Raw genomic sequence first — 12,418 nt, forward strand, 5'->3', positions numbered from 1 at the left:
GGGCAGGGGCTGCGGGGGCGAGGAAACCAAAGCCTCACCCGCATCCCACCCCGCACCGTGCAACGCCCCCGCACTCCGAGCAAGCGCGACCAACGCCGACAGATCACACCCGCCGGCCACCTGCGCGGCCATCGCGGAAACAGCCTCGACAGCCACAGCCCCCCGCTCGGCCACCGGCACCAGCCCCAGATGCCGAGACGGCGTCTCCACCTGAGCGGCCCGCCGCAGAACCCCCATCACCGGCACCCCGACGGAGTCCAACGCCTCCCGCAACAAACCCTCGTGCCGGTCCGAGGCCACCTTGTTCAGGATCACGCCCCCGACCCGCACCTCCGGGTCCCAGCTCACGAACCCGTGCACCAACGCCGCCACCGACCGAGCCTGCGCCGACGCGTCGACCACCAGCACCACCGGCGCCCGCAGCAACTTCGCGACCTGCGCGGTCGACGCCAGCTCCCCCTCCCCGGCGGCCCCGTCGAACAGCCCCATCACGCCCTCGACGACGGCGATGTCACACCCCCGCGCGCCGTGCGCGAACAACGGGGCCACCAGCTCGGCCCCGCACAGATACGCGTCGAGGTTCCGCCCCACCCGCCCGGTGGCCAGCGCGTGGTACCCGGGATCGATGTAGTCGGGCCCCACCTTGTGCGGAGACACGGCGAACCCCCGCGCGGACAGCGCGGCCATCAACCCCGTGGCGACGGTGGTCTTGCCGCTCCCCGACGAGGGCGCGGCGATCACCAGCCGTGGGACGGAACTCACCACTCGATGCCCCTCTGACCCTTCTGCCCGGCATCCATGGGGTGCTTCACCTTGGACATGTCGGTCACGAGATCGGCGAACCCGACCAGCTTCTCCGGCGCGTTCCGCCCCGTGATCACCACGTGCTGCGTCCCCGGCCGCTCCCGCAGCACGGACACGACCTCGTCGGTGTCCACCCACCCCCAGTGCATCGGGTAGGCGAACTCGTCGAGCACGTACAGCTTGTACGTCTCGGCGGCGAGGTCGCGCTTGACCTGCTCCCAGCCCTCGCGGGCCTTCTCCTCGTTGCTGAGGTTGTCCCCCTGCAGTTCGCGCTGGACCCAGGACCAGCCCTCGCCCATCTTGTGCCAGTCGACGGTCCCGCCCTCACCGGAGGCACCCAGCACCCGCAGGGCGTTCTCCTCGCCGACCTTCCACTTCGCCGACTTGACGAACTGGAACACCCCGATCGGCCATCCCTGGTTCCAGGCCCGCAGGGCGAGCCCGAACGCGGCCGTCGACTTTCCCTTGCCGATGCCCGTGTGCACGACGACCAGCGGACGGTTACGCCGCTGTCGCGTCGTCAGCCCGTCATCGGGTACGACACTCGGCTGTCCCTTCGGCACTACGCGGCCCTCCTCTGCTCGTCCTTCACCAACCCGGCGATCGAGTCGGCCCGCAACTCGTCCAGCGTCACGGCACTGCCGCCCAGCTCACCGGCCAACCGCCCGGCGAGCCCCAGCCGCACCGGCCCCGACTCGCAGTCCACGACCACCGACGCGACGCCCTCGGCAGCGAACAGCCGCGCCGCACGCGACGCCAGCGCCACCGGCTCCGGACCACCGGTCGCCCGTCCGTCCGTCACCACGACCACCAGCGCCCGCCGCGCGGGGTCCCGCAGCCGCTCCACCCGCAGCACGTCGTGCGCCTTGAGCAGCCCCGCCGCCAGCGGGGTCCGCCCGCCGGTCGGCAGCGACTCCAGCCGCGCCGCCGCCGCGTCCACCGACGAGGTGGGCGGCAGCGCCACATCGGCCGCCGACCCCCGGAAGGTCACCAGCCCCACCTTGTCCCGCCGCTGGTAGGCGTCCAGCAGCAGCGACAGCACGGCGCCCTTCACGGCACTCATCCGCTGCCGCGCGGCCATGGACCCGGAGGCGTCCACGACGAACAGCACCAGGTTGCCCTCACGGCCCTCCCGGGCCGCCTGCCGCAGATCGTCCCGCCGCACGACCAGCCCACGCCCCGAGCGCCCGCGCGCCCGCTGATGCGGAGCCGCCGCCTGCACGGTCGCCGCCAGATGCAGCTTGGTCAGGGTGCCCCGGGGCCGGTGCGCCCCGGTGGTCCGCCCGTGCTCGGTCCGCGCCCGCGACCGCCGCCCGGCGGCGCCCTCACCGATACCGGGGACGCTCAGCACCTTGGTGCGGAAGGGCTCCGCGGCCCGCACGGGGGACTGCTCCCCGCCGCCACCGGGCGCGGGCGCGCCCTCACCTTCCTCGGGCCGCGCGCCGGCCCCGTCTCCCGCCGGCCCCTCGTCCGGCTCCGGCTGCCCACCGCCACCGGGGCCACCGGGGCCGCCGCCGTCCCCGTCCGGGTCGGGGTCGTCGTCCCCGGAGGAGTCGGAGAACTCCTCCAGCGTCTCGTCCAGCTTGTCCTCGTCCAGCCCCGGCGCGTCGAACGGATTGCGCCGCCGCCGGTGCGGCAGCGCGAGCAGCGCGGCCTGCCGTACGTCCTCGGCGAGCACGTCCGTCCGCCCGGCCCAGGCGGCCAGCGCGGTCGCGGTGCGCGCCATCACGATGTCGGCCCGCATGCCGTCCACCTCGAACGCGGCGCAGGTCGCCGCGATCTGCCGCAGCGCCCCGTCCCCGAGCCGCACCGACGGCAGCAACTCCCGCGCCGCGACGATCCGCTGCCGTACGGCGGCCTCCTCGTCGGCCCACCGCGCGGCGAAGGCGGCGGGGTCGTCGTCGTAGGCGAGCCGCCGCCGTACGACCTCGACGCGCTCGTCCGGCTCCCGGGACGCGGCCACCTCGACGGTCAGGCCGAAGCGGTCCAGCAACTGCGGTCGCAACTCGCCCTCTTCAGGGTTCATGGTGCCGACCAGCAGGAACCGCGCCGCGTGCCGCACCGACACGCCCTCGCGCTCGACGTACGAGGCGCCCATCGCCGCCGCGTCCAGCAGCAGGTCGACCAGGTGGTCATGGAGCAGATTGACCTCGTCGACGTACAGAATGCCCCGGTGCGCGGCGGCCAGCAGCCCCGGCTCGAACGCCTTCACGCCCTCCGCCAGCGCCCGCTCGATGTCGAGGGCGCCGACCAGCCGGTCCTCGGAGGCGCCGACGGGCAGCTCCACCATGCGCGCGGGCCGCGAAGCTCCGCCGCCCCCGCCCTCGTGCGGCCCGTCCGGGCACGCCTGGTCGGGCGAGAGGGGGTCGCAGGAGAACCGGCAACCCGGCACCACCGCGACCTCCGGCAGCAGCGAGGTCAGCGCACGCACCGCGGTCGACTTGGCGGTGCCCTTCTCGCCGCGCACCAGCACACCGCCGACGGACGGCGACACCGCGTTCAGCAGCAGCGCGAGCCGCAGGTCGTCCTGACCGACAACGGCTGTGAAAGGAAAGGGGGTGGTCACTGGTCGTCGCCCTCCGAGTCGCCTTCGAGGTCGCCCTCGAGTTCCAGGTAGGTGGCGCGCAGCCGCTCGAGGGTGTCGGCGTCCGGCTGGTCCCACAGCCCTCGGTCCGCCGCCTCCAGCAGGCGTTCCGTGATGCCGCGCAGCGCCCAGGGGTTGGACTTCTTCATGAAGTCGCGGTTCTCCGGATCGAACACGTACTCCGCGCTGAGCTTCTCGTACATCCAGTCGTCCACGACCCCGGCCGTGGCGTCGTACCCGAAGAGATAGTCCACGGTCGCCGCCATCTCGAAGGCGCCCTTGTAGCCGTGGCGCCGCATCGCCGCCATCCAGCGCGGGTTGACCACCCGCGCCCGGAAGACCCGGTGCGTCTCCTCGCCCAGCGTCCGCGTCCTCACCTGGTCCGGTGTCGCCGAGTCACCCACGTACGCCTCGGGGCTGGCGCCCGTCAGATGCCGCACCATGGCGACCATGCCGCCGTGGTACTGGAAGTAGTCGTCCGCGTCGACGAGATCGTGCTCGCGCGTGTCGACGTTCTTCGCCGCCACCGCGATCCGCCGGAACGCCGTCTCCATGTCGCCGCGCGCCGCACGCCCGTCGAGCCCGCGCCCGTAGGCGTAGCCGCCCCACACCGCGTACACCTCGGCGAGGTCCGCGTCCGAGCGCCAGTTCCGCGCGTCGATCAGCGGCAGCAGCCCCGCCCCGTACGCCCCCGGTTTGGAGCCGAAGATGCGGGCCGTGGCCCGCCGCCGGTCGCCGTGGGCCGCCGCGTCCTCCTCCACGTGCGCCCGTACGTAGTTGGACTCGGCCGGCTCGTCCAGCTCCGCCACCGCCCGTACCGCGTCGTCGATCAGCCCCACCACGTGCGGGAACGCGTCCCGGAAGAAGCCGGAGATGCGGACCGTGACGTCGATGCGCGGCCGGCCCAGCTCCTCCAGGCCGACCACCTCGAACCCGGTCACCCGGCGCGACGCGTCGTCCCACACCGGCCGGCAGCCGAGCAGCGCCAGGATCTCGGCGATGTCGTCACCCTGCGTCCGCATCGCCGACGTGCCCCACACGGTCAGGCCGACGGACCTCGGGTACGCACCCGTGTCCGCCAGGTACCGCTGCACCAGCGAGTCGGCGAGCGACTGCCCGACCTCCCAACTCAAGCGGGACGGAATCGCCTTGGGGTCGACCGAGTAGAAGTTCCGGCCGGTCGGCAGCACGTTGACCAGTCCGCGCGTGGGCGAGCCCGACGGTCCCGCCGGGACGTATCCGCCGTCCAGCGCGCGCAGGATGTGCCCGATCTCGTCCGTGGTCCGGGCCAGGCGCGGTACGACCTCCTCGCACGCGAACTCCAACACCGCCACCGCGTCCGGGAGTCCGGTGCCCAGCACCTCGCGCACGAGCGCCGGGACGGCCGTCGTGTCCCAGTCCCGCTCCTCCATGCCTTCCGCGAGCCGCCGGCACAGCTGCTCCAGCAGGTCGATCGCGTCGGCTGCCGTACGGGACGGGCCCTCGACCAGGTCCGTCAGCTCCACCGGCGCCTTCACCGGCGCCCCCGGCTCGGCCAGCAGCTCCTTCTCCACCAGGCCGAAGTGCTCGGCCAGCGCCGCCCTGAGCCCCGGCAGCGCGTTCGCCTGCCCGCCCCACACCTGCGAGGCGCGCAGCACCGCCAGCACCAGGTTCACGCGCGGTTCACCGACCGGGCCGCCGCCGAGGATGTGCAGTCCGTCGCGGATCTGCACGTCCTTGATCTCGCACAGATAGCCGTCGATGTGCATGACGAACTCGTCGAATGCGTCGTCGTCCGGCTGGTCGTCCACGTGCAGGTCGTGGTGGAGTTCGGCGGCCTTCACCAGCGTCCAGATCTGCGCCCGCACGGCCGGCGCCTTCGCCGGGTCCAGGTCGCTGACCAGCGCGTACTCGTCGAGCAGCTGCTCCAGCTTGGCCAGGTCGCCGTAGGTGTCCGCGCGGGCCATCGGCGGCACCAGGTGGTCGACGACCGTGGCGTGGCCGCGCCGCTTGGCCTGGGTGCCCTCGCCGGGGTCGTTGACGATGAACGGGTAGACCAGCGGCAGGTCGCCCAGCACCGCGTCCGGCGCGCAGCCGGCGCTCAGGCCGAGGCCCTTGCCGGGCAGCCACTCCATCGTGCCGTGCTTGCCCATGTGCACGACCGCGTCCGCGCCGAAACTGTTCTCCAGCCAGCGGTAGGCGGCCAGGTAGTGGTGCGAGGGCGGCATGTCGGGGTCGTGGTAGATCGCGATGGGGTTCTCGCCGAAGCCGCGCGGCGGCTGGATCATCACGACGACGTTCCCGAACTGGAGGGAGGCGAGCACGATGTCGTCCCCGTCGACGTACAGCGAGCCCGGCGGCTCACCCCACGCCTCCGTCATCGCCTCCTTGAGCTCCGGGTCGAGCTTCTCGAACCAGGCCCGGTAGTCGGCCAGTGGCACCCGCGCGGGCGCGGCGGCCAGCTGCTCCTCCGTCAGCCACTCCACGTCGTGCCCGCCCGCGGAGATCAGCCGGTGGATCAGCTCGTCCCCCTCGGCCGGGTGTCCCTCGACCACGTACCCGGCGTCCCGCAGCGCGTCCAGCACGCGTACCGCCGAGGCGGGCGTGTCCAGCCCCACCGCGTTGCCGACGCGCGAGTGCTTCGTCGGGTACGCGGTGAAGACCAGCGCGAGCTTCTTCTCCGCGTTCGGCTTGTGCCGCAGCGCCGCGTGCCGTACGGCGATCCCGGCGACGCGCGCCGCCCGCTCCGGGTCGGCGACGTACACCGGCACCTCGTCGGGGCCCTGCTCCTTGAAGGAGAACGGGACGGTGATCAGCCGGCCGTCGAACTCCGGGATCGCGACCTGCATCGCCGCGTCCATGGGGGAGAGGGCCGCGTCGGACTCCTCCCAGGCCGCCCGCGAGGTCGTGAGGCACAGCCCCTGCAGCACCGGCACGTTCAGCTCGGCGAGCGCGCCGACGTCCCAGGCCTCCTCCTCGCCGCCCGCCGACGCCTGCGAGGCGTGACTGCCGCCGGCCGCCAGCACGGTGGCGACCAGCGCGTCGGCCCGCCCCAGCAGCTCGTACAGCTTCGGGTCCGCGCCGCGCAGCGAACCGCAGTACACGGGCAGCGCGTTGGCGCCGCGCGCCTCGATCGCGTCGCACAGGGTGTCCACGAAGGCGGTGTTGCCGCTCAGTTCGTGGGCGCGGTAGAACAGCACGCCGACCGTCGGGCGGCCGTCCACGAGGTCCCGGGAGCCGTGCACGCCGAACTCCGGCATCCTGCGCGGCTCCTCGAAGCCCTCGCCGGTCAGCAGCACGGTGTCCGACAGGAACCGCGCCAGCTCCGCGAGGTTCTCCGGGCCGCCCTCGACGAGGTACCGCAGCGCCTCGGCGACCACGCCCGCCGGGACGCTCGACTCGGCCATCAGCTCCGCGTCCGGCACGCTCTCCCCGCCGAGCAGCACCGTGGGCACCCCGGACGCCTTCAGCGCGGCGAGACCGTCCTCCCAGGCGCGCTTGCCGCCCAGCAGCCGTACGACGGCGAGGTCCGCCCCGTCGAGCAGTGCGGGCAGTTCCTCCGCGACGTCGACGCGGGTGGGGTTGCCGATGCGGTAGCCGGCGCCGGAGGCACGGGCCGCCAGCAGGTCCGTGTCGGCGGTCGACAACAACAACACTGTGCTCATGCGGGCGCTCCCGGTGGGATGAAGGGCAGTCCTGTCGGCGCGCCGGACTCGATGAGCCGCCACAGCGCGTCCGTGTCCGCGTGCTGTTCGATCAGGTCGCCGAGCCGGTCGAGCTGCTCCTCGCGCAGCGCGGCGAAGGAGGTGTCGGGGGCCGGCACGAAGCGGCGGCCCGCGGCCCGCGCCACCTCGCGCAGGAAGGCCCGCCGGAAGGCGTCCGACTCCAGGGAGCCGTGCCAGTGGGTGCCCCAGGCCTGTCCGACCCGGCACCCGTCCAAAAAGGCTTCGCCTCCGAGGACTTCGGCGACCCCGTGATGGATCTCGTACCCCTCGACGGTCTCCCCGAGGGCCTCGCCGACGGGCCGGGTGAGGGTCTTCTCGCGGGCGAACCGCACCCGTACGGGCAGCACGCCGAGCCCGTCGACCTGACCACGGCGGCTCTCCACGTCGTCCTCGATGTGCTCGCCGAGCACCTGGAAACCGCCGCAGATCCCCAGCACGGGCCGCCCCTCGGCCGCCCGCCGCCGCAGCGCGTCCGCCAGCCCGCGCTCCCGCAGCCACTCCAGCGCCCGTACGGTCCCGCGCGTACCCGGCACCACCACGAGGTCGGCGTCGGCCAGTTCCTCGGGACGGTCCACGAACCGCACCACGACGCCCGGTTCGGCGGCGAGCGCGTCCACGTCGGTGAAGTTGGACATCAGCGGCACCGCGCACACCGCGACCCGCAGCACGTCCTCGCCGACCGGCGCGGCGACCTGGGACTCCCGCACGGTGCCCCGCAGGGACACCCGGAGTCCGTCCTCCTCGTCGATGCCGAGCCCGTGCCGGAAGGGCAGCACGCCGTAAGTCCGCCGCCCGGTCAGGCCGTGCAGCATCTCCAGGCCCGGTCCCAGGAGCGACACGTCGCCCCGGAACTTGTTCACCAGGAACCCGGCGACGAGCTTCTGGTCCTCGGGCGAGAGCAGCGCGACGGTGCCGAAGAAGGACGCGAAGACGCCGCCCCGGTCGATGTCGCCGACGACGAGGACCGGCAGGCCCGCGTTGCGCGCGATGCCCATGTTCACGATGTCGGTGCGCCGCAGATTGATCTCGGCCGGGCTGCCGGCCCCCTCGCAGATCACCGCGTCATACGTGCCCCGCAACCGCTCCAGACAGTCGAGGACCGTGCCGAGCAGTTGTTCCTGCCGGCCGCCGTGGTAGCCGCGGGCGCTCATCTCACCGACCGGGCGGCCCATCAGCACCACCTGGCTGGACCGCTCGCCGCCCGGCTTCAGCAGCACCGGGTTCATCAGCGCGGTCGGCTCCACGCGGCACGCCTGGGCCTGCATGGCCTGCGCCCGGCCGATCTCGGCGCCCTCCCGCGTCACGAACGAGTTCAGCGACATGTTCTGCGCCTTGAACGGCGCGACCTTCACGCCCTGGCGCACCAGCCACCGGCAGATCCCGGCGGTCACCACGCTCTTGCCGGCGTCCGAGGTGGTCCCGGCGACCAGCAGTCCGCCACCGCTCACCGCACACGTCCCTTCAGCACGCGCCGCGCGGCCACACCGGCCGCCAGCGCCAGCCAGCCGACGCGCCGTGACAGGCGCACCGCCCGGTCGATGTCGGAGACGGCGACGGGGCGTCCGCCGCCGTTGAGGACGGGCCGGTGCTCGACCCGGCCGCCGTAGGAGAGGGTCCCGCCGAGCCGCACGCCGAGCGCGCCCGCGAAGGACGCCTCGACGGGGCCGGCGTTGGGGCTCGGGTGCTTCGCCGCGTCCGCGCGCCACGCCCGTACGGCACCGCGCGGGTCGGGCCCGGCCAGCGCGGCGAGGGCGGCCGTCAGGCGTGCCCCCGGCCAGCCGGCGACGTCGTCGAGGCGGGCGGACGCCCAGCCGTAGCGGCGGTAACGGGGCGACTTGTGACCCACCATCGCGTCCAGGGTGTTGACGGCCCGGAAACCCACCAGGCCCGGCACCCCGGCGACCGCGCCCCACACCAGCGCGCCCACCACGGCGTCGGAGGTGTTCTCGGCGACGGACTCCACCACGGCACGGGCGATCCCGTCGGCGTCCAGGGCCTGCGGGTCACGCCCGCACAGGTGCGGCAACCGCTCCCGGGCGGCCTCGACGTCCCCGGCCTCCAGCGCCCGCCCGACGGCACGCGCCTCCCGGGCCAGCGAGGTCCCGCCGACGACGGCCCAGGTGGCGACGCCGGTCAGGGCTACGGAGGCGGCGGGGGAGGAGCGTACGAGGCGTGCGGCGAGAGCACCCAGCGCGACGGTCCCGCCGACGCACACGGCGGTGTGCACGGCACCGCGGCCCCGGTCGTCACGCCACAGCACCCGCTCCACGGCAGCCGCGGCCCGCCCGAAGGCGGCGACCGGGTGCCCACGGCGGGGATCGCCGAGCAGCAGGTCGCCGAGGAGGCCGGCGGCGGCGCCGTACGCGAACACGCGATCGGCACCCATGGGTCAGCCGGTGACGGATCCGGAGGGAACGGCCCCGAACGGGGGCGGTGTGTCGCTGGTCGACCTCGGCAGGCTGCCGCGCATGGCGATATGTCCTCACTCAGGGTGTCCGCGCCCTGGTTCGACGAGACCGGCGGCGAGAGTTCCTGGCTCCCGGGGCGAATGACCCCGGTGACAGTGGCGGGACCGCGCCGGATTCGCACCGGCTTCCTCTCCTGCCGCCGTAATGGCGGAGGCAGTCCACCATGCCCCTGGAACGGCCGTCAACTTGCCGTTGACCTGCGGGGCTGAAGTGTGCCGAGGCCCACAGAGGGGCTCACGAGGGTGACGGCCGTGCACGGCGTGACCGGTCGGCGGGGGTGCGGACACGGCGAAGGGCGGGACGGGAGCCGCTGCTCCTGTCCCGCCCGCTCACGCGCGCGGCCCGGTCGTCAGGCCATGATCAGGTAGATGCCGTAGCCCACGGCCGCCGCGCACGCGGCGAAGCAGGCGTAGGCGCCGGTGACCGCGAGGCCCGCGGACCGGCCCTCGGCGGTCGCCCGCTCGCGGCGGGACAGACCGGAGATGCCGAGGGTGAACAGGGCCACCAGGGCCACGGTGACCACGAGGCTGACGCCGAACACGGAGCCGAGGGCCGCCCAGTCGATCTTCATGCTGCTTCTTCCTTCGTGCCGGTCGCGGTCAGACGGTCGTCGAGGCGGCCGACGGGGCCTGCGGGGCCTGCGGGTCGGCGCCGACCGGGGCGGGGATGGTGGCGGAGAGCTCCTCGGCGGTGGGGCCGGCCGGCGGCGGGGTCACGGCGGCGATCGCCTGGGTGACCACACCGGCGGGCTCCTCGGAGGCGCCGGGGGTGTCGTGCTCGTTGACGTTGGTGTGGTCGACGACCTCGCGCCGGGAGATCTTCCAGATGGCCGCGCTGGAGGCGACCAGGAAGACGGCCACCACGGCCGTGCCCCAGCTCCCGAAGCCGCACACCCACTCGGCGAGGGCCGCGACCAGGGCGGCGGCCGGCAGGGTCAGGCCCCAGGCGACGAACATCCGGGTGGCCGTGGACCAGCGGACCACGCCGCCCTTGCGGCCGAGGCCGGCGCCCATGACGGAACCGGACACGGAGTGCGTCGTGGAGAGGGAGAAGCCCAGGTGGGAGGAGGCCAGGATGACCGTCGCGGCGCTGGTCTGGGCGGCGAAGCCCTGCTGCGGCTGGAGGTCGGTCAGGCCCTTGCCCATGGTGCGGATGATGCGCCAGCCGCCCAGGTAGGTGCCGAGGGCGATGGCGATACCCGCGGAGAGGATGACCCACAGGGGCGGGTCGGAGTCGGGGGCGACGGCGCCGCCCGCGACCAGGGCGAGGGTGATGATGCCCATCGTCTTCTGGGCGTCGTTGGTGCCGTGGGCCAGGGAGACCAGGCCGGCCGAGGCGATCTGCCCGGCGCGGTAACCCTTCTCGGAGGCCTTGGTGTCGGCGTCGCGGCCCAGGCGGTAGGTGAGCCGGGTGGCGAGCATCGCGGCGATGCCGGCCACCAGCGGGGCGGCGATCGCGGGGAGCAGGACCTTGGTGACGAGCACGTCGCCGTGCACCGCGCCGAAGCCGGCGGAGGCGACCGTCGCGCCGATCAGACCGCCCATGAGGGCGTGCGACGAGCTGGACGGCAACCCGACCAGCCAGGTGAGGAGATTCCAGAGGATCGCGCCGACCAGGGCGGCGAAGATGACCTCGGGACGGATGCCGGCCTCGTCGACGAGGCCCTTGGAGATCGTGTTGGCGACCTCCACCGAGAGAAATGCGCCGACAAGGTTCAGCACGGCGGACATGGCCACCGCGACCTTGGGCTTGAGTGCACCGGTCGAAATGGTCGTTGCCATCGCGTTGGCGGTGTCGTGGAAACCGTTCGTGAAATCGAACGCGAGTGCGGTTACCACCACAATCGCGAGGATCAGCGAGAAGCTTTCCATTTACCCAGGCAATCGTTCGAGGTCATTGGCTGGTCGAACGTAGGTAACCAGGGTGAACGGAAGATGAACTGGAACGGGCATCGCGGTGACCGTAAGAGGGGGTGCGCGCTCCGCCGTCCAGCCCAGGCCGCCAGGGCTCCTGGCAGGATCTCCACATGGCCGAACGACACACGACCGGACAGGAAACGGAGGGCGCCGTGCGTGGCGCCCCGGGCACGCGCGGTGAGGGCCCCGCGGGGGTGGAGGAGGGGGTGCACGAGGGAGTGGACGAGGCGGTGGCGCGCGCCTGGGAGGAGCTGGTCGCGACGGCCCGCCGCACCGTCGCCGACGGCCTCGTCGTCGGCACCTCCGGGAACGTCTCCGTACGGGTCGGCGACACCGTCCTCGTGACGCCCACGGGCGTCCCCTACGACCGGCTGACCCCGGCCGACGTGACGGGCGTGGACCTCACCGGCCGGCAGGTGATCGGCACACTGGTCCCCACCAGCGAGCTGCCCCTGCACCTGGCCGTCCACCGCACCACCGATGCGCGTGCCGTCGTCCACACCCACGCCGTGCACGCCACCGCCGTCTCCACCCTCGTCGACGAGCTGCCGGCGATCCACTACATGACCGCCGCCCTCGGCGGTCCCGTCCGCGTGGCCCGCTACGCCGCCTACGGCACGCGGGAACTGGCCGAGAACACCCTGCGCGCGCTCGACGGACGCACCGGCTGCCTGATGCGCAACCACGGCACCCTCACCCACGGCGCCACCCTCGACCAGGCGTACGACCGCACGGCCCAGCTGGAGTGGATGTGCCGGGTCTGGCTCACCGCCTCCTCGATCCCGGGCCTGACCCCGACCCTGCTCACCCGCGAACAGCTCACGGAGGCGGGGGAGCGGCTGAGGGGTTACGGGCAGTAAGCCCGCCGGCCCTACTGGCGCCCGGCATTTCCAGCCCGTCCGGCGTTCGAGGACAAGGGGGGTCCGGGGGCGCAGCCCCCGG

The 12,418-nt window shown here is 73.5% G+C and carries 9 protein-coding genes and 1 riboswitch; of the genes, 1 reads left to right on the forward strand and 8 read right to left on the reverse strand.

All coding sequences use genetic code 11. The features are described 5' to 3' along the window. The 8 genes from CCN29_RS12130 to CCN29_RS12165 form a co-directional block, all read right to left on the reverse strand. The coding region (locus tag CCN29_RS12130) for a cobyrinic acid a,c-diamide synthase CobB (RefSeq protein WP_086681607.1) at positions 1-765 on the reverse strand (765 nt) is incomplete at its 3' end. Continuing rightward, entirely contained in the window at positions 759-1,367 is a 609-nt protein-coding gene (cobO, locus tag CCN29_RS12135) for a cob(I)yrinic acid a,c-diamide adenosyltransferase (RefSeq protein ID WP_006132678.1), read from the reverse strand. The genes cobO and CCN29_RS12130, both read right to left, overlap by 7 nt. After that, positions 1,367-3,370, reverse strand: coding sequence for a putative cobaltochelatase (locus CCN29_RS12140; RefSeq protein WP_086681610.1), 2,004 nt, complete (start codon positions 3,368-3,370; stop codon positions 1,367-1,369). The genes cobO and CCN29_RS12140 overlap by 1 nt, the downstream gene beginning before the upstream one ends. After that, complete coding sequence (gene cobN / locus CCN29_RS12145; protein ID WP_031019919.1) at positions 3,367-7,032, reverse strand: cobaltochelatase subunit CobN; 3,666 nt, start codon at positions 7,030-7,032, stop codon at positions 3,367-3,369. Before cobN ends, CCN29_RS12140 begins: the two co-directional genes overlap by 4 nt. Then, complete coding sequence (locus CCN29_RS12150; RefSeq protein ID WP_086681613.1) at positions 7,029-8,540, reverse strand: cobyric acid synthase; 1,512 nt, start codon at positions 8,538-8,540, stop codon at positions 7,029-7,031. The genes cobN and CCN29_RS12150 overlap by 4 nt, the downstream gene beginning before the upstream one ends. Next, entirely contained in the window at positions 8,537-9,478 is a 942-nt protein-coding gene (locus tag CCN29_RS12155; RefSeq protein WP_031019923.1) for a cobalamin biosynthesis protein, read from the reverse strand. The genes CCN29_RS12150 and CCN29_RS12155 overlap by 4 nt, the downstream gene beginning before the upstream one ends. A 118-nt stretch (positions 9,479-9,596) precedes the next feature. Further along, a riboswitch (cobalamin riboswitch) is annotated at positions 9,597-9,716 on the reverse strand. A gap of 193 nt (positions 9,717-9,909) precedes the next feature. Then, complete coding sequence (locus CCN29_RS12160; RefSeq protein WP_006132671.1) at positions 9,910-10,131, reverse strand: hypothetical protein; 222 nt, start codon at positions 10,129-10,131, stop codon at positions 9,910-9,912. A 28-nt stretch (positions 10,132-10,159) separates the two neighbouring features. Then, positions 10,160-11,431, reverse strand: a complete 1,272-nt coding sequence (locus CCN29_RS12165; protein ID WP_086681616.1) for an inorganic phosphate transporter — start codon at positions 11,429-11,431, stop codon at positions 10,160-10,162. Between the two features lie 155 nt (positions 11,432-11,586). Between CCN29_RS12165 and CCN29_RS12170 the strand changes: the two genes are divergently transcribed. Next, positions 11,587-12,336, forward strand: a complete 750-nt coding sequence (locus tag CCN29_RS12170) for a class II aldolase/adducin family protein (protein WP_006132664.1) — start codon at positions 11,587-11,589, stop codon at positions 12,334-12,336. The last annotated feature ends 82 nt before the right edge of the window (positions 12,337-12,418 follow it).

Source organism: Streptomyces pseudogriseolus (assembly GCA_002154585.1).
GTDB classification, from domain to species: domain Bacteria; phylum Actinomycetota; class Actinomycetes; order Streptomycetales; family Streptomycetaceae; genus Streptomyces; species Streptomyces pseudogriseolus.